General features: G+C 73.2%; 23 protein-coding genes. 12 read left to right on the forward strand and 11 right to left on the reverse strand.

Features of this window, described 5'->3' with window-relative positions; translation table 11 throughout:
• The coding region (locus tag VFW24_07750) for a DEAD/DEAH box helicase (protein ID HEX5266652.1) at nucleotides 1–3,636 on the reverse strand (3,636 nt) is incomplete at its 3' end.
• Between the two features lie 120 nt (nucleotides 3,637–3,756).
• On the opposite strand from VFW24_07750, the gene VFW24_07755 reads away from it, so the two are divergent.
• From VFW24_07755 to VFW24_07765, 3 genes are read left to right on the forward strand one after another with little or no spacing between them, the layout of a single operon-like run.
• Nucleotides 3,757–4,104 (forward strand): YciI family protein, encoded by a 348-nt coding sequence (locus VFW24_07755; GenBank protein HEX5266653.1) that lies wholly within the window; start codon nucleotides 3,757–3,759, stop codon nucleotides 4,102–4,104.
• Nucleotides 4,101–5,378: an RNA polymerase sigma factor gene (locus VFW24_07760; protein HEX5266654.1), complete on the forward strand. Its 1,278-nt coding sequence runs from the start codon at nucleotides 4,101–4,103 to the stop codon at nucleotides 5,376–5,378. The genes VFW24_07755 and VFW24_07760 overlap by 4 nt, the downstream gene beginning before the upstream one ends.
• 9 nt (nucleotides 5,379–5,387) lie before the next feature.
• Complete coding sequence (locus VFW24_07765) at nucleotides 5,388–6,347, forward strand: LLM class flavin-dependent oxidoreductase (protein HEX5266655.1); 960 nt, start codon at nucleotides 5,388–5,390, stop codon at nucleotides 6,345–6,347.
• On the opposite strand, the gene VFW24_07770 is transcribed toward VFW24_07765, so the two are convergent.
• Together VFW24_07770 and VFW24_07775 are read right to left on the reverse strand one after the other, a co-directional pair.
• Entirely contained in the window at nucleotides 6,340–7,722 is a 1,383-nt protein-coding gene (locus tag VFW24_07770) for an LLM class flavin-dependent oxidoreductase (GenBank protein HEX5266656.1), read from the reverse strand. The genes VFW24_07765 and VFW24_07770 overlap by 8 nt on opposite strands.
• Nucleotides 7,719–8,792 carry a hypothetical protein gene (locus tag VFW24_07775; GenBank protein HEX5266657.1) on the reverse strand — a complete coding sequence of 358 codons (1,074 nt, stop codon included), beginning with the start codon at nucleotides 8,790–8,792 and terminating at the stop codon, nucleotides 7,719–7,721. Before VFW24_07775 ends, VFW24_07770 begins: the two co-directional genes overlap by 4 nt.
• A gap of 38 nt (nucleotides 8,793–8,830) precedes the next feature.
• Between VFW24_07775 and VFW24_07780 the strand changes: the two genes are divergently transcribed.
• A complete protein-coding gene (locus VFW24_07780; GenBank protein ID HEX5266658.1) occupies nucleotides 8,831–9,418 on the forward strand; it encodes a TetR/AcrR family transcriptional regulator in 588 nt (195 codons plus the stop codon).
• A gap of 41 nt (nucleotides 9,419–9,459) precedes the next feature.
• Here VFW24_07780 and VFW24_07785 read toward each other — a convergent pair whose 3' ends face one another.
• On the reverse strand, nucleotides 9,460–10,590 hold the full coding sequence (locus VFW24_07785) for an amidohydrolase family protein (GenBank protein HEX5266659.1): 1,131 nt from the start codon (nucleotides 10,588–10,590) through the stop codon (nucleotides 9,460–9,462).
• Nucleotides 10,587–11,282 (reverse strand): maleylpyruvate isomerase family mycothiol-dependent enzyme, encoded by a 696-nt coding sequence (locus tag VFW24_07790; protein HEX5266660.1) that lies wholly within the window; start codon nucleotides 11,280–11,282, stop codon nucleotides 10,587–10,589. Before VFW24_07790 ends, VFW24_07785 begins: the two co-directional genes overlap by 4 nt.
• Nucleotides 11,283–11,301: 19 nt before the next feature.
• Between VFW24_07790 and VFW24_07795 the strand changes: the two genes are divergently transcribed.
• A complete protein-coding gene (locus VFW24_07795; protein HEX5266661.1) occupies nucleotides 11,302–12,555 on the forward strand; it encodes a sulfotransferase in 1,254 nt (417 codons plus the stop codon).
• A gap of 16 nt (nucleotides 12,556–12,571) precedes the next feature.
• The gene (locus VFW24_07800) at nucleotides 12,572–13,282 is read left to right on the forward strand and encodes a dienelactone hydrolase family protein (protein HEX5266662.1); all 711 of its coding nucleotides are present in this window, start codon (nucleotides 12,572–12,574) and stop codon (nucleotides 13,280–13,282) included.
• On the opposite strand, the gene VFW24_07805 is transcribed toward VFW24_07800, so the two are convergent.
• The gene (locus VFW24_07805; GenBank protein HEX5266663.1) at nucleotides 13,279–13,638 is read right to left on the reverse strand and encodes a hypothetical protein; all 360 of its coding nucleotides are present in this window, start codon (nucleotides 13,636–13,638) and stop codon (nucleotides 13,279–13,281) included. The two genes, VFW24_07800 and VFW24_07805, sit on opposite strands and share 4 nt — an antisense overlap.
• Nucleotides 13,639–13,648: 10 nt before the next feature.
• A complete protein-coding gene (gene msrB, locus VFW24_07810; GenBank protein HEX5266664.1) occupies nucleotides 13,649–14,053 on the reverse strand; it encodes a peptide-methionine (R)-S-oxide reductase MsrB in 405 nt (134 codons plus the stop codon).
• A 158-nt stretch (nucleotides 14,054–14,211) separates the two neighbouring features.
• Here msrB and VFW24_07815 point away from each other — a divergent pair, with 158 nt between their 5' ends.
• A complete protein-coding gene (locus VFW24_07815; protein ID HEX5266665.1) occupies nucleotides 14,212–14,895 on the forward strand; it encodes a PhoU domain-containing protein in 684 nt (227 codons plus the stop codon).
• Here the strand turns inward: VFW24_07815 and VFW24_07820 are convergent.
• The 3 genes from VFW24_07820 to VFW24_07830 are packed head-to-tail and all read right to left on the reverse strand — an operon-like array spanning nucleotide 14,883 to nucleotide 17,198.
• The gene (locus tag VFW24_07820; protein HEX5266666.1) at nucleotides 14,883–15,803 is read right to left on the reverse strand and encodes a hypothetical protein; all 921 of its coding nucleotides are present in this window, start codon (nucleotides 15,801–15,803) and stop codon (nucleotides 14,883–14,885) included. The genes VFW24_07815 and VFW24_07820 overlap by 13 nt on opposite strands.
• A gap of 46 nt (nucleotides 15,804–15,849) precedes the next feature.
• Nucleotides 15,850–16,272, reverse strand: a complete 423-nt coding sequence (locus VFW24_07825) for a hypothetical protein (protein ID HEX5266667.1) — start codon at nucleotides 16,270–16,272, stop codon at nucleotides 15,850–15,852.
• Between the two features lie 26 nt (nucleotides 16,273–16,298).
• Nucleotides 16,299–17,198, reverse strand: a complete 900-nt coding sequence (locus tag VFW24_07830) for a S1C family serine protease (GenBank protein ID HEX5266668.1) — start codon at nucleotides 17,196–17,198, stop codon at nucleotides 16,299–16,301.
• 72 nt (nucleotides 17,199–17,270) lie between these two features.
• Between VFW24_07830 and VFW24_07835 the strand changes: the two genes are divergently transcribed.
• The 4 genes from VFW24_07835 (at nucleotide 17,271) to VFW24_07850 (ending at nucleotide 19,836) form a co-directional block, all read left to right on the forward strand.
• Nucleotides 17,271–17,690, forward strand: coding sequence for a helix-turn-helix domain-containing protein (locus VFW24_07835; protein HEX5266669.1), 420 nt, complete (start codon nucleotides 17,271–17,273; stop codon nucleotides 17,688–17,690).
• Complete coding sequence (locus tag VFW24_07840) at nucleotides 17,687–17,869, forward strand: hypothetical protein (GenBank protein ID HEX5266670.1); 183 nt, start codon at nucleotides 17,687–17,689, stop codon at nucleotides 17,867–17,869. Before VFW24_07835 ends, VFW24_07840 begins: the two co-directional genes overlap by 4 nt.
• 131 nt (nucleotides 17,870–18,000) lie before the next feature.
• Nucleotides 18,001–18,783 (forward strand): G1 family glutamic endopeptidase, encoded by a 783-nt coding sequence (locus VFW24_07845; protein HEX5266671.1) that lies wholly within the window; start codon nucleotides 18,001–18,003, stop codon nucleotides 18,781–18,783.
• 93 nt (nucleotides 18,784–18,876) lie between these two features.
• Nucleotides 18,877–19,836 carry an alpha/beta hydrolase gene (locus tag VFW24_07850; protein HEX5266672.1) on the forward strand — a complete coding sequence of 320 codons (960 nt, stop codon included), beginning with the start codon at nucleotides 18,877–18,879 and terminating at the stop codon, nucleotides 19,834–19,836.
• Here the strand turns inward: VFW24_07850 and VFW24_07855 are convergent.
• Nucleotides 19,817–20,218: a secondary thiamine-phosphate synthase enzyme YjbQ gene (locus tag VFW24_07855; protein ID HEX5266673.1), complete on the reverse strand. Its 402-nt coding sequence runs from the start codon at nucleotides 20,216–20,218 to the stop codon at nucleotides 19,817–19,819. The two genes, VFW24_07850 and VFW24_07855, sit on opposite strands and share 20 nt — an antisense overlap.
• A gap of 54 nt (nucleotides 20,219–20,272) precedes the next feature.
• On the opposite strand from VFW24_07855, the gene VFW24_07860 reads away from it, so the two are divergent.
• Nucleotides 20,273–20,482, forward strand: a complete 210-nt coding sequence (locus VFW24_07860; GenBank protein ID HEX5266674.1) for a dodecin — start codon at nucleotides 20,273–20,275, stop codon at nucleotides 20,480–20,482.
• Nucleotides 20,483–20,545 lie beyond the last annotated feature (63 nt).

The raw sequence follows: 20,545 nt of genomic DNA on the forward strand, positions 1-20,545 counted from the left end.
GTCCCACAGGCCCCGCTCGACGTCGTCGGGCAGACGCCGGGTGGCCGGCGCCAGATCGGAGGCGAAGCACGCCCCCCGCGCCTCGAGCACCTCGAGGATCTCGGCGGTGGCGCCGGCCGCCGGGGCCACCGGCTGGCCCCCGGGTCGCGACGCCGCCAGCAGCCAACCCAGGTCGGCTCGGAACACCACCGATATCGGGGTGGCCCGCGACGGGGCCGCCGCCGGGCCGTCGGGATCCTCCCGGGTGCGGGGGGAGAGCCGCAGCCACCCCACGTCCCCGGCGTGGCACATCAGGTCCAGCCAGGCCGGCTCGTAGTCGGACAGGCGCCGGGAGAACAGCTCCGCCTCCCACGCCCCCGCCGCCGCCTCGAATCCCTGCAGCTGCTCGAGCACCGCCGCCAGCCCACCTTCCCCCGAAAGCCGGCTCCCCGGCGCGACGTGCTGCCACGTCAGCAGGAACCGCATGAGGTCCTGGGCGGTGGCGGGCTCGACGGCCTGGCGCCGGGAGCTGCGGGAGTACCCGTGCATGCGCGCCAGCAGCCGACGGGACACCCACTCCGGCCCCTCGGCGCCGGGGCGGTAGCGACCCTGGAGGGCAAAGCCCTCCCGCTCCAGCATCGCCAGCTCCGCCCCCACCCGCCCCGCCGGCAGGGTCGTGGCCGCCGCCAGGTCGTCGACGGTCGTGATGCCGGTGAGCTCGAGGTGGCCCCGCAGGGTGCGGGCCACGGCGGCGTCGTCCCCCGCCAGGGCGGCCCGGGCCTGCCCGACCGACTCGGTCGTGGCCCACAGCTCGGTGCCACCGGCCGGCACGGTCACGCCCCGCCCCCGTTCGCGCAGCCCCGCCCACTGCGCCGCCCACTCCGGCCGGGCCCGCAGCACCACGGCGGAGGACAGCAGGTCGTGGAGGTCGTCGGGCGTCTCGGCCTGGACCTCGATCTCCTCGTGCACCCGGGCCACCGCCTCGGGGTCGAGGGCGCCGATGGCGGCCAGGTCGACCTGCAGGCCCCGGCGCAGCTGCACGGCGTTGGTGCGCCGGTTCTGGAACTCCTCGTCGTCGAGGAAGGCGTAGGGGCGTGCCGTCAGGATCTCGTGAGAGAGGACCGACGCCTCGGTGGTGTCCCTGCAGTGCACCCGGACCTGCCCGGACTCCAAGCTCTCGAGCAGCGCCTGCACTCCGTCGATGTCGAGCGCCTCGTGCATGACGTCGTCGACGGTCTGGCGCACGATCACGTGGTTGGGGATCTCGATCGGCCCGGTGATGTTGTCCTGACAGGCGGCGGCCTGGGGGAACAGGGCGGCCAGCAGGTCGTCGGACTCCATGCGCTGGATGGGAGGAGGGTTGCGCCGGCCGTTGCGGAACCGCAGCACCAGGAGGGCCCGGTTGAGGTTCCAGCGCCAGCGGGCCTGGAACATCGGTGAGTCGAGGATGGCGTGTTCCAGGGTGTCGGCCACCGTGCGGCTCGACAGGTAGCGGGGCACGTCGTCGAGCGGAAAGCTGTGCTGAGGACCGAGCGACAGGACGATGGCGTCGTCACTGGCCGCCGCCTGCAGCTCGAAGTTGAACGTGCGGCAGAACTTCTTGCGCAGGGCCAGGCCGAGGCTGCGGTTCACCCGCGCCCCGTACGGCGAGTGCAGCACCAGCTGCATGCCCCCGGTGTCGTCGAAGAAGCGCTCGAGCACGAGCGTCTCCTGGGTCGGCATGGCGCCGAGGGCGGCGCGGCCGACGGCCAGGTAGTCGACGATCATGCCGGCGGCGTCGGCGTCGATTCCCGCCGTCTCCATCAGCCAGCGGCGGGCGACGTCGGGATCGCCTTCCAGCAGGTGCGAGTCGACCCGGTGGCGCAGCTCGGAGATCTCGCGTGACAGCTCGGCGGTGCGCGCCGGCGCCTCCCCCAGCCAGAACGGCACGGTCGGCGGCGTCTCCCCCGCGTCGCGGACGCGCACAACTCCGGGCTCGATCCGGCGCACCTGCCAGGAGTGGGTGCCGAGGAGGAAGATGTCCCCGGCCATCGACTCCACGGCCCAGTCCTCGTTGACCGTCCCGATGAAGGTGTCGTCGGGCTCGGCCACCACCCGGTAGTCACCGGTCTCGGGGATGGCGCCGCCCGACGTGGCGGCGGCCAGCCGGGCCCCCTTGCGGGGGCGCAGCTCCCCGTTCACGGCGTCGTGGTGGAGGTAGGCGCCGCGCCGGCCCCTTCCGGTCTCCACGCCCTCGGCCACCAGCTCGACCACCTCGTCGAACTGGACCCGGGGCAGCTCGTTGTAGGGGGCGGCCCGGCGCACCAGGTCGAACAGGTCGTCGGTCTTCCACTCCCCGGCCGCCACCTCGGCCACGATCTGCTGGGCCAGGATGTCGAGCGGGAGCCGGGCCGGCTGGATGGCGTCGAGGCGCCCGGCGCGCACGGCCATGAGCAGCGCCGTGCACTCGATCAGCTCGTCGCGCGTGAGCGGGAACAGGCGGCCCTTGGGCGTGCCCGCCCGGCTGTGGTTGGAGCGGCCCACCCGCTGCAGGAAGGTGGCGATGTTGCGCGGCGAAGCGATCTGGCACACCAGGTCGACGGGGCCGATGTCGATGCCGAGCTCGAGTGACGCCGTGGCCACCAGGGCCTTCAGGTCACCCGCCCGCAGCCGGGTCTCCACCCGCAGGCGGCGTTCCTTGGACAGGCTGCCGTGGTGGGCCGACACCACGTCCTCGCCGAGGCGCTCAGCGAGCTGATGGGCCACCCGCTCCGCCAGGCGCCGGGTGTTCACGAACACGAGGGTCGTGTGGTGCTCCCGCACGAGGGCGGCGATGCGGTCGAGCACGTCACCCATCTGCTCGGCCGACGCCACCGCCTCCAGCTCGCCCTCGGGGAGCTCGAGGGCCAGGTCGAGGCGGCGCTGGTGGCCGGCGTCGACGATGGCGGGGGCCGGGCGGTCACCGACGAGCAGGCGGCCCACGATCTCGATGGGGCGCTGGGTGGCGGACAGCCCGATGCGCACCGGCCGCTGGGCGCACAGCGCCTCCAGCCGCTCCAGGCTGAGGGCCAGGTGGGAGCCGCGCTTGTCGCGCGCCACGGCGTGGATCTCGTCGACGATCACGGTGTCGACGGTGCGCAGGGCGTCGCGCCCCCGCTCGCTCGTGAGGAGCAGGTACAGGGACTCGGGCGTGGTGACCACGAAGCTCGGGGGGCGGCGCACCATCAGCGCCCGCTGAGCCGGCGTGGTGTCCCCGGTGCGCACCGCCACCTGGATGGGCGCCGGCTCCATACCCAGCTCGAGGGCCACGTCCCGGATCTCGGCCAGGGGCCGCTCCAGGTTCTCGGCGATGTCGACCGCCAGGGCCTTGAGCGGGGACACGTACACGACCCGCGCCGTGGCGTTGATGTCCCGGCCCTCGGCGTGGGCCCGGTAGAGCGAGTCGATGGCGGTGAGGAAGCCGGCCAGGGTCTTGCCGGAGCCGGTCGGGGCGCCCACCAGGGTGTCCCGGCCGGCGGCGATCAGCGGCCACGCCGCCGCCTGCGGCTCGGTGGGCCCCTCCGGGAAGCGCCGGCGGAACCACTCGGCCACGACCGGGTGGAACCCGGCCAGGGCGGGATGGACGGGGGCGATGGGGTGGTCGGGGTCGATCCCCGGCCGGAGGGACAGCTGGGTCACCGCCCGATCCTACGCCCGGGAACGTCTGTTCGCCATGGGACTTTGTCCTCGGAACCTGTCGATCCCGGCCGATCCGTTCGTCGTGGGGGTGACACCGACTCCGACCCGGAAGGGGATGCCGTGCGCTACCTGCTGATGATCTGTGCCGACGAGCTGGCCATCAACGGTCAGGATCCCGCCGCCGACGCTGCCATGCTGGCCGACTACGGGACCTGGGCCGAGGAGATGGGGAAGCGGGGCGTGCTCCAGGGCGGTGAGCGCCTCCGCCCCACGACCGACGCCACGACCGTGAGCGTCAAGGACGGCAAGGTGCTGGCGAGCGACGGCCCCTTCGCCGAGACCAAGGAGCAGATCGGGGGCTACTTCGTCGTGGACTGCAAGGACCTCGACGAGGCCATCGAGGTCGCCTCCAAGCTCCCCGGCGCCCGCCACGGAAGCATCGAGGTGCGCCCGATCTGGGAGATGTGAGCACCGCGGGGGAGGCGGCCGGGCCGGTCGACGCCGTCGTCTCGGCCGCCTTCCACCGCGAGTGGTCCCGTATCGTCGCCACGCTCATCCGGGTGACCGGGGACTGGGACCTGGCCGAGGAGTGCGCCCAGGACGCCTTCACGGCCGCCCTGGGCCGCTGGCCCGAGGACGGCGTCCCCCGCAACCCCGGGGCGTGGCTGACCACGACGGCGCGCCACCGGGCCCTGGACCGGCTGCGGCGGCGGGCGGTGGGCGCCGCCAAGCTGGAGGAGGTTGCCGCTCTGTCCGGACCCGAGGAGACGTACGAGGCGAACGACCGCGACGGGCCCGGCCCCGCCGACAGCGGCGTCGGAGACGACCGCCTGCGGCTGATCTTCACCTGTTGCCATCCGGCCCTGGCCCTCGACGCCCAGGTGGCACTCACCCTGCGCACCCTGGCCGGGCTGACGACCGCCGAGATAGCCCGGGCCTTCCTGGTCCCCGAGGCGACGATGGCGCAGCGGCTGGTCCGGGCCAAACGCAAGATCCGCCATGCCGGCCTGCCGTTCCGGGTGCCCCCCGACCACCTGCTGCCCGAGCGCACGGCGGCGGTGCTCGCGGTCCTGTATCTCCTGTTCAACGAGGGGTACGCGGCCACCGCCGGCGCCGACCTGTTGCGCCCCGACCTGTGTGCGGAGGCGATCCGGCTGGGCCGTCTGGTGGTGTCGCTCATGCCCGACGAGCCCGAGGCCCGGGCGCTGGTGGCCCTGATGGTCCTCCAGCACTCCCGGCGGGCGGCCCGCACCGACGAGCACGGTGACCTCGTCCGCCTGGAGGACCAGGACCGCTCGCGCTGGGACCGGGCCGCCATCCGCGAGGGCCTGGCCGTGCTCGACGGGGCGCTCACCCAGCGCCGGCCCGGTCCGTACCAGGTGCAGGCCGCCATCGCCGCCTGCCACGCCTCCGCCCCCGACTCCGGGGGCACGGACTGGGCCCAGATCGCCGGCCTGTACGCGGAGCTGGCCCGCCTGGCCCCCTCCCCGGTGGTCGAGCTGAACCGCGCCGTGGCCCTGGCGATGGCCGAGGGGCCCGAGGTCGGTCTGGCCCTCGTCGACGACCTGGACCGGTCCGGGGCCCTGGCCGGCTACTACCTGCTGGCGGCCACCCGGGCCGACCTGCTCCGCCGGCTGGGCCGGAGCGAGGAGGCGGCCGCCGCCTACCGGCGGGCCCTCGACCACGTGGCGACCGACGCCGAGCGCCGCTTCCTCGAGCGCCGGCTGCAGGAGTGCGGCTAGAACCGGCCCGTGACCGGCGCCGGGGTGGAGATGTGGACCCTCGGCGTCGGCATCCCCAACCACACCCGGGCCCAGGCCGAGCGGGCCGAGGCGGCGGGGTGGACCGGTCTGGCGCTGGTCGACTCGCAGAACCTGGCGGGGGACTGTTACGTGGAGCTGGCGCTGGCGGCCAAGGCCACCGACCGCCTCCTCCTCGGGACCGGGGTGACCAACCCCTACACCCGCCACCCGGCCGTGACCGCCTCGGCCATCGCCACCGTGCAGGCGGAATCGGGCGGACGCGCCGTCCTCGGGATCGGGCGAGGCGACTCGGCGCTGGCCCACCTCGGCCTGGCCGGCCGCCCGGCCGTCAGCCGGATCCACTGGATCCGTCCCGACCACCCCGACCGCCCCAAGGTGCCCCTCGACGTCTTCGCGACCGGGCCCCGGGTGCTGGCCGTGGGGGCGCGCCACGCCGACCGGGTGACGCTCGCGGTGGGCGCCGATCCGGCGCGCGTCGAGTGGGGCGTCGCCACCGTACGCCGGGCGGAGGAGGACGCCGGCCGCGCTCCGGGGACGGTCCGGATCGGCGCGTGCGTGAACGTCGTCGTGCACGACGACCGGGCCGAGGGGATGCGGCTCGGGAGTGGCGGGATCGCGTCCTTCGCCCGGTTCAGCGTGATGCACGGCCGAGCCACCGGGCCGGTGAGCGGGACGCAGCGCCAGGTTCTGGAGTCGGTCCACCGCGCCTACGACATGAACCGCCACACCATGGCGGGCGCCCCGCAGGCGGAGCGCCTCACAGCCGAGTTCGCGTCGAGCTACGCGGTGATCGGGCCGGCGGGGGAGTGCATCCAGCGGCTGCAGGCGCTGACCGCGCTCGGCGCGGAGCGGTTCGTCGTCATCGGCCCCTCCCTCGACGCCGACCGGGAACAGGCGGCGCGGGCCACCCGCCGCTTCGTCGAGGAGGTGCTCCCCGCGTTCAGTTGATCCCGAGGTTCCCGGGGCCGCCTTCGATGATGGCGCGGTCGCCGCGTGCGATGTCCTTCCCGACCTGCTGCAGGAAGGCGTAGAACTGGTCGTTGCCCATGCGGTCGGCCATCTGCACGGGGATGGCGGGGAAGGAGTAGTCCGGATCGGGCAGCGGCGGATGGTCCTCGGCCGGCTTGCGCGCCATGACCTTCTCGATGATCGGCTCCAGGCGGCGGGCCTTGTCCCTCTGCGCCTTCTCGTCCCGCTCCTTGAACTCGGGCAGGACCTCCTTACCGAACAGCTCCAGGCTCTCCATGATGTGCTCGTGGCGGTTCTTGCCCGCCTGCGAGACGAAGACGACCTGGTCGACCCCGCAATCCTCGAAGCGCTTCAGGTACTCGCGGATCTGGTCGGGCGTCCCGATGGCGCCGCGCAGGCCGGAGCGGCCCTCCTCCACCACCTTGGCACCGAGGCGGTCGGAGTTGTTGGCGGCCTGGAAGACCGCCTCGGGGGAGTACCCGTGCTCGCTGCGCTGGGCCTCGTACTCGGCCCAGACATCGGTGCGGGCCGGCGTGTGCCGGCCGAACACGTAGTAGTGGGCCAGCGAGTAACCGAAGAAGTTGCCCCCTTCGACGCCGCGCGCCATGGCCTCCTCCTCGTCGGGCGCACACATGAAGGTGGTCACGGCCGCCACGTTGGGGTTGACGGCGTCACCGATCGGCACGCACTCGTCCTCGAGCGTCTTGTAGTAGTCGTTGACCCAGAGGGTGGCCTCCTCCGGGTTGATGAAGGCGAAGGTGAGGGCGCCGATGCCCTTCTGGGCCGCCAGATGGATGGTGTCGCGCCGGCTGCACGCTACCCACACCGGGGGGTGGGGCTTCTGGCGGGACTTGGGGACGACGTTGCGCGGCGGCATGGTCACGTACTTGCCGGAGTGGCCAGTGAAGGGCTCCTCGGTCAGGCACCGCAGCGCCACCCGCAGGCCCTCCTCCCACATCTCCCGCTTGTAGAAGGGGTCGATCTCGAACCCGCCCAGCTCGGCCTCGGACGACGCCTCACCCGTGCCGAACTCGACCCGGCCGTCCGAGACCAGGTCCAGCATGGCGATGCGCTCGGCTATGCGCGCCGGGTGGTTGAACAGCGGCGGCGTCTGCACGATGCCGTGGCCGAGGCGGATGTTCTTGGTGCGCTGCGAGACGGCGGCCAGGAACACCTCGGGTGCGCTGGAGTGGCTGTACTCCTCGAGGAAGTGGTGCTCGACCTCCCAGGCGTAGTCGATGCCCAGCTGATCGGCCAGCTCGCACTGCTCGAGGGCGTTCTGGATGAGGTTGAACTCGGAGTCCGCCTCCCAGGGCCGGGGCAGCTGGTGCTCGTAGAAGATCCCGAACTTCACGCCGCCACCGCCAGCCCGTCGAACTCGGCCAGGACGTCGGCGCCCCGCTTGTGCCTGGACAGGGCCAGCTCCACCTCGCGGCGGATGGAGGCCCGGCTCTGCTCCTCCATCACGCCCATCGACTCCTCGAGGCCCTGGTCCCAGATGCGCCCGACGACGTCGGAGCCGGGGATCCGCCGGCCCGACAGGCCGACGAAGGTGCGGTCGTGCATCTCGGAGAGCGATGTGCGCAGGTACTCGACGTGGGGCGTCTCGTCGGCCCGGATGTAGGAGACGACGTGCGCCGCTTCTCCTTCACCGGCCACCAGGTCGTTGTCGGACAGCAGCGCCTCGGCCCAGCGGAAGATGTGGAAGGCCTTGATCTCGATGAACAGCACCCGGGCCATGGTCGAGATCAGCATCTCGACCTCCATGTCCAGATCGGGGAACAGCCGCCGCTCGGCAAAGCGGGCGGCGCGGTCCTCGCTGGCCGAGGCCCCGCCCGGTCCGCCCATCCCCCCGCCGATCCCCATCCGCTCGAGCATGGCGGCGGTCTCGTCGGTGGTCACCGGGTTCTCGAAGGCGATGTCGCGGACGGCGAACCACATCCGGTTGTGGCCGGCCTGGTCCTCCCAACCGGCCTCGTCCCGGGCGTGGGCCTCGACCAGCCCCCGGCCCAGGTGGGCGGTGGCCGTGCCCCGGATGTCCTCGGCGAAGAACTTCTGCATGTTCTCCGGCGCCAGGTAGCGGATCATGGCCCCGAAGCCCTCGACGGTCCCGATCCGGGTGAGCGACGCCACGATCGGGTCCCGGACGCCGTTGCGGAGGAGCAGCCGGGCCTGGTCCAGGTTCGGATAGGCGCCGGGGAAGGCGTCCAGGGGGGCGTCGAGGATCCGGCCCCCGACGGTCTCGCGGTGGTGGTCCTGCCAGGCCTGCAGGGCCGGCACCCGGAACCGGGTGCGCGGCGACTCGTAGACCCCGTCCGCGTTGAATCCCCCGTGGCAGACCAGGCCTCCCGCCCGCAGCGGCTCGACCAGCGGGGGGTCGGCCAGCAGCTCGTCCCAGCTGTACTCCAGTTGCGCGGTTCCCATGTTCCGAACTGTAAACCCGGCGGTGTACACTCGCAAGTATGAGTCAGGCCGACGGCTCGACCCGCCTCCTCGCGAGGGCCGAGCGCCGCTCGTCGATCGTGGCCGGGGCGGCCCGGGCCTTCGCGGCGGCGGGCTTCGACGGCACGTCGATGGAGGACATCGCCGCCTCGGCCGGCGTCACCAAGCTCATCCTCTACCGGCACTTCGAGTCGAAGGAGGAGCTGTACCGCTCGATCCTCGAGGCGGTCTCGTCCCGGCTGGGGGACGAGGTGGCGTCCGCGGTGGAGGCGGGCCGGCGCCGGGGCGTGATCGTGCCCGCCTTCCTCACCGTGGCGCGCGAGGACCCCGACGGGTTCCGGCTGCTGTGGAGGCACTCGTCGCGGGAGCCGAAGTTCGCCGCCTATGCGGAGGAGGTGCACCGGGCCGCCGACGCCTTCGCCCGCCGCCTGCTCGGGAGCCGCATCGACGACCCGGTGGTGCTCGACTGGGCCGCCCCCACCGCCGTGGCCTTCCTGGTCGAGGCGGTCCTGGTCTGGCTGGACCGGGGGGAGGCGGCGGCCGACGACCGCTTCACCGAGCTCACCAGCCGCTCGCTGGAGGCCCTGGTCGCTACCTGGTCGGGGTGACAACCCCGCCGTTCACATCGTCGGGGTGAGAACCCCGCCGTTCACGGAGCCGGGGTGAGGGCGGCGACGTCGATGGCGTAGAGGTCGGCCACGTTCTCGCAGAGGATGGCCCGGCGCTGCTCTTCGGTGAGGCTGGCGGCGTGCTGCTCCAGCAGCTCCTGGGACCAGGGCCAGGTCGAGTCGCTGTGGGGGAAGTCGTTGGCCCACATCAGCCGCCGCCAGTTCATGGCGTCGGCGAAGCGGAACGCCGTCCAGTCGTCCTGGAACGTCACGTAGATGTGCTCGGCAAACTGCTCGCTCGGCAACCGGGTCAGCTCCTGGCCGGGCGGGAGCCAGTAGCGGTGGCGCTTGAAGGCGTGGTCCATCCGGTACATGAAGTGCGGGACCCAGCCGGCGTCGGCCTCGACGCACACGACGCGCAGGCCGGGGTGGCGCTCGAAGACCCCGCCCAGCACCAGCATCCCCATGATGTCCTGGCAGCCGCGCACGACCGACAGGAAGCCGTTCATCTTCGGGCCGCGCGTCCGCTCGGCGCGGGTCGTGAGGATGTGGAACGACAACGGCAGCCCCAGCCCGACGGCGGCCTCGAAGAAGGCGTCGTAGCGGGGGGAGTCGTAGTCCTCCACGGCCGGCTGGCCCGGCATCATCACCCCGCGCAGGCCGAGGTCACGGATGGCGGTGAGGTCCTCGATCCCCTCCTCGGGGGTCCGCATGGCGGTCTGGCCGGCGCCGATCAACCGCGCCGGCGCCGCCGCGCAGTACTCGGCCAGCCAGCGGTTGTAGGCGTCGAAGCAGGCCTTCTTGTAGTCGAAGTCGGGGTGGTTGCACAGCTGCATGCCGACCGTCGGGTAGATGATCTCGGCGGCCACGCCGTCGCGCTCCTGGTCGGCCAGCCGGGCCGTCGGGTCCCAGCCGCCCCGGTGCAGCTGGTCGAAGCGCACGCCGGTCACCCGGATCTCCTCGGCGGGCTTTCCCGCCGCCGCCACCAGTCCCATCGGCACGGGCCGGTCCATCCCGTCGATGACGAACAGGTCCCCGTACTTCTCCCCGCCGTCGACCAGTCGGGGGGCGCGGTCCCGCCACTTCGGGTCGATGTGGTCGACGTAGGTGCCCGGGGCCTCGGTGATGTGGGAGTCGGCGGAGATGACCGGAAAGTCGACTGTCGACGTCATTCGTGGATGTCCTCCGGTGAGGGTCCGAATATGACCAGGTGGTCGAGGACGGGCGCCGGGTCGGCCGACCAGGTGAGGGCCGCCAGCTGGGCCCGGCTGCGCCGGCCCAGCCGCCACCGCACGACCTCGAAGCGGGTGGTGTCGATGACCAACGGCTCACTCCGGGATCCGCCGCCCGCCCCGTCATCCGACGGTCCCACCGGGAACTCGGCGTCCTCGACCCGTACGACCATCGGGACCGGAGGCCGCATCAGCGTCACGAGCCGCTCGGCGCCGGCCCGGACCACCTCGGTGTCACGGGCCCCCGGCCGGCCCAGGGCGCCGCGGATGTCGTGCTCGTGGCTCGCCACGTCGAGCACAGCCGGCCACACCTCGAAGTTGGCGATGATGTCCTCGAACTGCGGCGCCACCTCGGTCCACGTCCCGACCACCTCGGCGATGGGCCGGCCCCGGTGGCGGGCCACCTGCTCGGCGGTCTGCTCCGCGTCGGGCGGACCGGTGAGCCGGCCGGCCAGCACGTCCTCGCCGACCGCGGCCAGGTGGCTCACCACGTCGGCCACCGACCAGCCCGGACAGGCGGGCACCGGTGCGGCCAGCTCGCCGGGACCGAGCGAGCCGACCATCTCCGCCACCCGCTCACGCGTGTCCCGGTAGAGGGCGGGCAGGTCGGCGCTTGTGGGGACCGACGCCACGTGGCCAAGCTATCCGGCCGTGCCCCCGACATCCCGACCGGCGCCGGTCACCATCGACGACCTGGCCGAGCCCCGTTTCAGCGAGGACGCGGCGGCCGTGCGGGCGATGATGGCGGAGGCGGGCGCCTCGCTGTCCCTCGACCCGCAGGCGGTGATGGCCGCCGCCAGCAGCGAGACCGGACTCGACGACTTCGGGCCCACCGACTTCGTCGAGCGCCTCGAGGTGCTGTGCCGGGCCCTGCGGACCGAGGCGGACCTGAACGCGGTCGGGGTGATGTCCCAGCACGCCATGCTCACCGGCCTGCTGCGCAACCGCCTCCTGGTGGAGGACCTGGTCCGCCGCCACCCCGAGATACTCGAGGTCGAGATCTCCCGCCCGATCGTGATCTGCGGCCTGCCCCGCACCGGCACCACCCACCTCCACAACCTGATGTCGGCCGACGCCGGGCTGCGCTCCCTGCCGTACTGGGAGAGCGTCGAGCCGGTCCCGGCCGAGCCCGACTCGCGCCGGGCGCGCACCGAGCAGTCCCTCGGGTTCCTCGAGATGGCCATGCCGTACTTCAAGCGGATGCACGAGATGACCGTGGACCACGTCCACGAGGAGATCCAGCTCCTGGCCATCGACATCTCGACGATGCTGTTCGAGACCCTGGCGCCGATGCCGACGTGGCGGGACCACTACCTGGCCCGCGACCAGCGCCCGAGCTACGCCTACCTGAAGAAGATCCTGCAGGCCATGCAGTGGCTGCGGGGAGGCACCCGCTGGGTGCTCAAGTCTCCCCAGCACCTCGAGCAGCTCCCCGCCCTGCACGACACCTTCCCCGACGCCATCTTCGTGCTGACCCACCGCGACCCGGTTTCGGTCACGGCGTCGATGTGCACCATGCTCGCCTACGGGGCGCGCATGTCCCGGGACCACGTCGACGTGGTGGGCATCAGCCGCTACTGGGCCGACCGGTTGGAGCGGATGCTGCGGGCGTGCGTGCGCGACCGCGACCGGTTGCCCGCCGACCGGTCCATCGACGTCCGCTTCGACGAGTTCATGGCCGACGACGTGGCCATGGTCGGGCGCATCTACGCCCTGGCCGGCCGGCCCATGACCGATGCCGTGCGCGCCGCCATGGCCGGATTCATGGCCGAGCATCCCCGCGGCCGCCACGGCGCCGTCAACTACGACCTGGCCGCCCTCGGCCTGGACGGCGGCGAGCGGCGCCGGGCCCTGGCGTTCTACGTCGAGCGCTTCGGTGTGTCCGAGGAGACGCAGGACGGGTGACCACGAGGAGGAACCGATGACCGACGTACGGATCGCCAGCCCCCACGGGGAGCTGCCCGCATACGTGGCGCAACCCGCCGGCACCGAGGCGGTCCCGGGTGTGGTCGTGATCCACGACGCCCTCGGCATGAGCCCCGACGTACGCCAGCAGGCCGACTGGCTGGCGGCCAACGGGTACCTGGCTGTGGCCCCCGACCTGCTCCACTGGGGCCGGAAGATGGCGTGCCTGCGGGCGGTGTTCCGGGACCTCCGGGCCCGCCAGGGCCGGGCCTACGACGACGTCGAGGCCACCCGGGCCTTCGTGGCGGGCCAGGAGCGCTGCACCGGCCGGGTGTGCGTGATCGGCTACTGCATGGGCGGCGGTTTTGCCCTGCTGCTGGCGCCCGGGCACGGCTTCGCGGCGTCGAGCGTGAACTACGGCACCGTGCCCCGCGACGCCGAGTCCTTCCTGTCGGGCGCGTGCCCCGTCATCGGCAGCTTCGGCGTCAAGGACCGCACCCTGCGAGGGGCGGCGGGCCGGTTGGAGCAGGCCCTGGCGGCCAACAGCGTCCCCCACGAGGTGAAGGAGTACCCCGACGCCGGCCACAGCTTCCTCAACCGTCACGACAGCGTTCTGTTCGCGGTGACGGGGAAGTTGATGGGGGGCGGCTACCACGAGCCGTCGGCCGAGGACGCCAAGAAGCGGATCGTGGAGTTCTTCGACGCCCACCTCAAGGCCGGGGCCTAACCGACGAAGTGGCCGATGTCTCCTACGAGTAGCGCCACCACGAGCCCCATCACCGCCAGATAGACGACGGTCATCTCCCACCGCCACCGGTGGCGGGCGATCCAGAACCGCCTGATCCCGATCACGTCGAACACGAGGGCCACCAGGCTCAGAGGGATCCCGAGGGCCGGACCGATGCTCGTGGCCGCCCCCAGCACCGGGGTGATGATCGGTAGCAGGACGTAACTGAGCAGGCAGCGCAGCGCCGACAGGACGATCCCGATGCTGAAGGTGCGGTGGACCTCGTCGTCGCTGACCCGGCGCACCGGCGCCTCGGGGACCCGGAGCAGGACCCGCATCGTGGTCTCGGCGCTCACCCGACCCAGCCTACCGGGGGGGCTCCTCCGGATCGAAGCGCATGGCCAGCGAGTTCATGCAGAAGCGCAGCCCCGTCGGCGGCGGGCCGTCGGGGAACACGTGGCCCATGTGGGAGCCGCAGCGGGCGCAGCGGATCTCGACCCGCCGCATGCCGTGGGACACGTCCTCGTGCTCGATCAGGGCCTCGGGGCCGAGGGACTCGAAGAAGCTGGGCCAGCCGCATCCCGACTCGTACTTGGCGTCGCTGCGGAACAGCGGGTTGCCGCACGCGCCGCACGCGAACAGCCCCCCCCTCTTCTCGTGGAGCAGCTCCCCGCTCCCGGGCGGCTCCGTGGCCGCCTCCCGGAGCACCGCGTATTGCGCGGGGCTCAGGCGCTCCCGCCACTCCGCTTCGGTCATCTCGACTTCAGGCATGGTCCAATTCTCGCTGATTTTTCGGCAATCCACAGGTTGTGCTCTGGATAGCCACAAGCCCTTCCGCTTACGGTGCACCGCGGGTCAGCAACGGGCCGGGCCGTCGGGACACCGGGCATTGCGGACCAGCGGCCAGCGGCCAACGGAGGGCGGAGTCGATGACGGCAACGGGTCACGGCCGGACGGCGCTACTGGTGGAGGCCGAGCCTCCCGGCCCAGGCTTCGACAGCACCGACCTGGACGTGTTGGACGGCCAGGTGACGCGGCTGTTCGCCCTGGTGGCCGACGGCATCGTGGCCGCCACGCGGACCTTCCTCGAGAGCGACCGGGAGCGGGCGTGGCTGCTGGTGGCCGCCGAGCGCGAGGTCGACGCCCTGTTCTCCTCGGTCGAGGGCCTGATCCGCGACGAGCTGCTGTCCGAGCTGCGCCCGTCCCCCGAGCGGCTGTCCCGCCTCCTCGTGACCCTCCAGGTGGTCCCCGAGGTGGAGCGCAGCGGTGACCTGGTCGAGCACATCGCCTGCCGGGCCCGCCAGGGCCTGGCCCGGGCCCTGACCCCGGACTGCCGGGAGCTGGTCTTCGCGATGGGCCGGCTGGCGTCGGAGATGTGGCGGGCGGCGGCGTCGGGCTACCTCGAGCGGGACATCACGACCGCCGGCCGGCTGCGCCAGTGGGACGACGAGCTCGACGACCTCCACGCGACCCTCACCTCGGCCCTGGCCCAGACCGAGCTGTCGGTGGCCATGGCCATCGAGATCGGGCTGGTGGCCCGGTTCTTCGAACGCCTGGGGGACCACGCCGTCAACGTGGCCCGCCGCCTGCGCAGCCTTCCTCAGGCCGGATAGCCCTCGTCGGACAGGGGCTGGCGCAGCACCGCCATCCCGTAGCGGGTGGCGCCGGCGCCGGCCCGGTCGAGGTGGACGGCGTCGTACCCACCGGCCCGGACCTGGGCCTGCTGGCCCGAGCCGCAGTTGCCGGCGGTGATGTCCCAGGCCGCGCACCCCTCGGTCAGGTGCCAGCGGAGGGCGGGGTCCGACACCGCGGTGGCCGCCGCCGGGTCGTAGCTCCACCTGTCGGCCCGGCCCTCGGGGGATGCCGCCACGGCTGTATACATCTGGTTGAGCTGGGGCACGCCGTTGAAGCCGTACTCGTGGGAGCCCCCGTTGCCGCGGTAGGCCCCGGCGGGGGTGGCGGGGTTACGGGGCGGCGAGGCGTCCAGGTACACCAGCACCCCCCGGGCGCTCGCGTACCGGGCCATGGCCACCAGGGCCCGCTGGTAGCTGGCCAGGAGGGACCCGAGCGAGTACCGGGTCCTGCCGTCCATGCACCCGGCGCGCGGGCCCGACAGCCCCGGGTTACCGGAGAAGGCGAGCACGACGGCGCCCGGGTGGTAGTGGTCGATGAGCTGGGTGAACTGGAACCAGGTCCGGGTGAAGGGGTCCCGGTAGCCGGCATTCCAGTCGCACGGAGCCGACCCCGAACCCCCGGCCACCCAGACCGTGGCCCCGGGCGGGGCCCAGGAGCGGGTCTGGCCCTGGGCCTGGGCCACGATGCTGTCCCCGATCACCAGGACCGAGTCGGGGGTGGTCGCCACATTGGGCGCCGCCGGGGTGGCCCCACCGGAGACCGCGGCGGCCGGCGCCATCCCGGCCCATCCCAGGGCCCCGGCGCTCAGGGCGCCGACCGCCAGGACGGCCCGAGAGGACGTCCGGGCCCGGCGCCGATCGGTCACGTCCCGAATCACGCTGCCCATATAGGAGCAGTGTTCCCAATCGGCGCCGCAACTCCTCCCTGGGCCCCTAGGGCTGGACGACCATAAGGGCCGACGCGGCCAGGACGAGGGCCAGAGCGGCGCCGCCGGCGACCAGCCCGGCCCGGGCCGCGGCCCGGGCGCCGGCGGTCACTCCGTCACCGCTGGCGAGCAGGCCGCCGACCCGGCGCTCCGCCGGCCGCATGCCGGCCTCGATGCACACAGCGGCCAGGAACCAGAGCACGCCGGCCACCCAGACCCAGGCCCACTGCAGCCGCACCCGGTGGGAGCTGGCCAGCGCCGCCACCAGGCCGAAGGCGGCCGCCGGGTACAGCAGGCGGGGCGCCTGGCTCGGTCCCCCGGTGAAGAACCGGCGCACGCCCCCGCCCCCGCCCCCGGCGCCCACCGCGGTCAGGTAGCCGACGGTGACCGCCAGCCCGAGGGCGCCGACGACGACGCCGACCACGTGCACCGCGACGGCGGCGTCGTACAGGGTCTTCAGGCGGCCGGAGGATCGAAGGTCACTCGCACGGTGATCTCTTCTACACCCCGCACCACGGTCAGCTCCAGGGCGTCGGTGGCCGCGTCGAGGGCCTCGTGCAGGTCGTCGGGGGTGCCGAGGACGTGGGCCTCGCCGGCCCCGGCCCGGGCGGAGGTGAGCACGTCCCCCCGCCGGATCCCGGCTCGGGCCGCGGGCCCGTCCTCCTCGACCGCCCGGACCAGCAGGCCCGCCACCTCGGGGAGCCCGACCGCCTCGCGGAGCTTGCGGGCGGCGCGGGCCGGGGCCAGGGCCACTCCCAGGCGGAGGCGGGTGCGGGAGCGCCCCTCGGCCAGGCCGTCGAGGCTGGTGCGGAGCTCCTCGGTCACGGGCAGGGCCAGGTAGAACCCCTCTCCGAGCCGGTGGGTGTTGAGCCCGACGACCCGGCCGGCGGCGTCGACCACCGGACCTCCCGACGAGCCGGGGGGAAGGGGGGCGGTGTGCTCGACGCTGGCCGGGACCCGCCGTCCCCGCGGCCCGCGGAAGGGGCGCCCGACCGACGACACCGTTCCGAACGTGACCCGCAGGCCCCGCCCCCCGGGGTTGGCCACCCCGAAGACGGCCAGGCCGGGCTCGGCGTCCGCGTCGGCCCACTGCACCGCCGGCGCCCCGCCGGTGTCGACCCGGACCACCGCCAGGTCCCCGTCCACGTCGACCCCGGCCACCGCCCCCTGGGCCTGGCGCCCGTCGGGGAACGTCACGACCGGCTCCCCGCCGCGCAGGTTGTGGGCGTTGGTGGCGACCAGGCCGTCGCCGACCACCACCCCCGAGCCGTCGCGGTTCACCCCCACGACCGAGGGGCCGACCCGCTCCCTGACCGCCTTCACCGTCGTCGCCACCTCGTCCAGGACCGTCGCCATCTCCGACCTCCCTTGTCACTTGCACTTCGCAAGTTACCACCGGAGCCGGCCGATGATGTAGATCTGGGACCCTTGCAAATCCCCCACGACGACGCCCCCGCGCCCACCGAGGCGCTCGAGACGGCGCTGCGCCGGGTCGGGGACCGCTGGACCCTGCTCGTGGTGGCGGCGCTGCTCGAGGGTCCCCGCCGCTTCGGAGAGCTGGCCGAGGCGGTCCCGGGCGTGGCCACCAACGTCCTCACCTCCCGGCTCCGCGAGCTCGAGCGCCACGGCCTGGTGGTCGCGGCGCCGTACTCCGAGCGACCCCTGCGGGTCGATTACCGCCTGACGGCGGCCGGCACCGAGCTGGCCGGGGCCCTCCGGCTCCTGGCGGCGTGGGCGGGGTCGGGGGACGGGCCGCGCCACGCCGCCTGCGGCACCGAGGTGGAGGTCCGATGGTGGTGCCCCACCTGCCAGCGGGTGGCCGACGACGAGGAAGAGGAGTGGGTGTGACCGGCGCACAGCGGGAGGCCGGAGCCGGTCCGGAGCCGGTCCGGTGCCCCCACTGCGACGCCGCCGTCGACGACTCCGGCGCCCGCCGGCACCCGTCCGTGGAGCGCGTGGGGTGCATGGAGTGCGGGGTGCAGCTGATCCGGCGCCCGGGCGAGCCCTGGCAGAGCATCCGGGGCTGACCATCCGGGGCCGGCCCCCCGGACCCGACCACGCCGGGTGCCCACCCGGAAATATCGGAGTTTCGCGGCCCCCGACTAGAAGGAGTTAAAGGTCGGGCGTGGAAGTCCTGACGGACCGAGGGAGGTACGTCGTGGGATTCCGGATTCGTCGGGCCAAGGTGTTGGTGGGGGCGGCAGCGGGGCTGGCGGCGATGGCCGGCAGCGTCGGCATGGCCGGGTCGGCGGGAGCGGCGTCGAGCGCCTCGCCACAGATCAGCGGGAACTGGGCCGGCTACGCCGCGTCCGGCTCCAACATCACGTCGGTGGCCGGGACCTGGACCGTGCCCGCCGCCGGCACCCTCCCGCCCGGAGTGTCGTCGACGTGGGTCGGCATCGGCGGGTTCACCACCTCCGACCTCATTCAGGCCGGCACCCAGCAGGTCAGCTCCCCCCTCGACCAGGTCTTCGCCGGCGGCGCCTACGGCGCGTGGTACGAGATGCTGCCCGACAACCCCGTGTTCATCACCGGCTGCGCGGGTGACGCCAAGTGCACCGTCAACCCCGGCGACGCCATGAACGTAACGGTCGCCAACCAGGGCGGGAACAGCTGGAAGATCTCCATGGCCGACGGTTCCCACTGGTCCTGGAGCGGGACCTTCAACTACGTCTCGACCGAGTCCTCGGCGGAGTGGATCCACGAGGCCCCGTCGTTGGCGGGTGCCCTTCCCATCCCGGTCGGCAACTCGGGGACGGTCACCTTCGACGGTGCGGCCAACTCGGCCGTGATCGGTGGTGCGACCCGGAGCATCGGGGCGTCCGGGGCGGTCCCGGTCGAGGCCCTGCCGGTCGAGACGACGACCTCGGCGCTCGACAGCGACGGGGACGGGTTCAACGTCTGCACCTACAGCCTGAGCTGCGCCGCCCCCGCCAGCTGAGCCCTGCGGCCGCGGGCGGCGGGTGACCGCCGTGTGACATCTGCCGCCCGCGGTGTCGCTTTCTTCTCCATAGGGCGCGGTATAACTGACGCCGTGGTCAGCATCGCCCGCAGGGTGGAGCCGGACGCGGGCGCCCTTCCCGCCCTCGAGCCCGACCTGGTCGAGCTGGGCTGGGCGGTGCCCAAGGGACGGGTGGTCGAGCTCCCCGGGCGCGGCACCACGTTCGTGCGGGACATGCCCGGGCCGACGGCGGACGCTCCCGCCGTCGTGCTGCTGCACGGGCTGGCGGCCACGGGGGGCCTGAACTGGTTCGGGTGCTTCGCCCCGCTGAGCCGGCACTTCCGCGTGATCGCCATCGACCACCGGGGCCACGGCCGGGGGATCCGGACCCCCGACCGCTTCCGGCTGGCCGACTGCGCCGACGACGTCGTGGCCCTGGCCGACGAGCTGGGGCTGGACCAGTTCATCCCCGCCGGGTACTCGATGGGGGGCCCGATCTCCCAGCTGATCTGGCACCGCCACCGCGAGCGGGTGCGCGGCCTGGTGCTGTGCGCGACCAGCCGGAACTTCCGGGGAACGCCGCGCGAGCGGGTGCAGTTCCTCGGCCTGGGCCTGCTCGTGGCCGGAGGCTGGCGCCCGTGGCTCAACCGGGACTCGGGCCGGGTCCGGCGCGTTGTCGAGGCCATGGTCACCCCGGAGCTGGTCCACGGGCCGATCCACTCCTGGATCGTCTCGGAGCTGCACCGCAACGACACCGGGAAGGTCATCGAGGCGGCCGAGACCCTCGGCCGGTACTCCTCCCACTCGTGGATCGGGGACATCGACGTTCCGGTGTCGGTCGTGGTGACCACCCGCGACTGGCTGGTCCCGGTGCGCCGGCAGCTCAAGCTGGCGCGGGCCATCCCGACGGCGGTGGTCTTCCCCGTGGACGGTGACCACCTGATCTGCGCCAACCAGCCCGAGGAGTTCGCCTCGGCCCTGGTCGACGCCACCCGGCTGGTCGACCGGCGGGCCCGGGCCCACGCCGAGAGGATCAGCCGGACAGGAAGCTGAGGCGGAGCCGCCGGCGGGGGTTGTCGGCGTTGAGGTCGACGACCACCACGCTCTGCCACGTGCCGAGGAGGAGTCGGCCCGCCTCCACCGGGATGGCGAGGGACGGGGCCACCAGCGCCGGCAGGAGGTGGTCGGCCCCGTGCCCCGGCGAGCCGTGCCGGTGGCGGTACCGGTCGTCCCGGGGCAGCACCGCCCCGAGGGCGGCGACCAGGTCGGCCTCCGACCCCGATCCGGTCTCCATCAGCGCCACCCCGGCGGTGGCATGGGGGAGGAAGACGTTGACCAGCCCGTCCCCCCGTCCCCGGCAGAAGGCGGCCACGACGTCGGTGACGTCGAGCACCTGGCGGCCCGAGGTGTCCAGGTCGACCTCCGTGGTGTCCATGACGGGCGCCGCCCCCTCGTAAGGTCTCCGCAGCCGACCCAAGGAGCTTCCACCATGGCCGACGCCACCTACAAGGTCAGCGAGATCGTCGGGACGTCCCCCGAGAGCATCCATCAGGCGGTGCGCAACGGGGTCCAGCGGGCCAGCCAGACGATCCGCCACCTCGACTGGTTCGAGGTGACCGACATCCGCGGCTACATCACCGACGGGGAGGTGGCCCACTTCCAGGTGACCATGAAGGTGGGCTTCAAGCTGGAGGACTGACCCCGCCGCCGGCGGGCGGACCAACCCGCGCTGGCGGGTGGGGCCGGGCTGTGGTGGGCTTCT

It is taken from the genome of Acidimicrobiales bacterium (assembly GCA_036273495.1).
Taxonomy (GTDB): Bacteria; Actinomycetota; Acidimicrobiia; order Acidimicrobiales; family JAJPHE01; genus DASSEU01.

What these genes read in the sequence shown, in the direction of transcription:
- VFW24_07855 (HEX5266673.1), bottom strand. Translation starts at nt 20,218, where the DNA reads ATGGACACCACGGAGGTCGACCTGGACACCTCGGGCCGCCAGGTGCTC.
- VFW24_07830 (HEX5266668.1), bottom strand. Translation starts at nt 17,198, where the DNA reads ATGGCGACGGTCCTGGACGAGGTGGCGACGACGGTGAAGGCGGTCAGG.
- VFW24_07815 (HEX5266665.1), top strand. Translation starts at nt 14,212, where the DNA reads ATGACGGCAACGGGTCACGGCCGGACGGCGCTACTGGTGGAGGCCGAG.
- VFW24_07800 (HEX5266662.1), top strand. Translation starts at nt 12,572, where the DNA reads ATGACCGACGTACGGATCGCCAGCCCCCACGGGGAGCTGCCCGCATAC.
- VFW24_07780 (HEX5266658.1), top strand. Translation starts at nt 8,831, where the DNA reads ATGAGTCAGGCCGACGGCTCGACCCGCCTCCTCGCGAGGGCCGAGCGC.
- VFW24_07775 (HEX5266657.1), bottom strand. Translation starts at nt 8,792, where the DNA reads ATGGGAACCGCGCAACTGGAGTACAGCTGGGACGAGCTGCTGGCCGAC.
- VFW24_07860 (HEX5266674.1), top strand. Translation starts at nt 20,273, where the DNA reads ATGGCCGACGCCACCTACAAGGTCAGCGAGATCGTCGGGACGTCCCCC.
- VFW24_07785 (HEX5266659.1), bottom strand. Translation starts at nt 10,590, where the DNA reads ATGACGTCGACAGTCGACTTTCCGGTCATCTCCGCCGACTCCCACATC.
- VFW24_07820 (HEX5266666.1), bottom strand. Translation starts at nt 15,803, where the DNA reads ATGGGCAGCGTGATTCGGGACGTGACCGATCGGCGCCGGGCCCGGACG.
- msrB (HEX5266664.1), bottom strand. Translation starts at nt 14,053, where the DNA reads ATGCCTGAAGTCGAGATGACCGAAGCGGAGTGGCGGGAGCGCCTGAGC.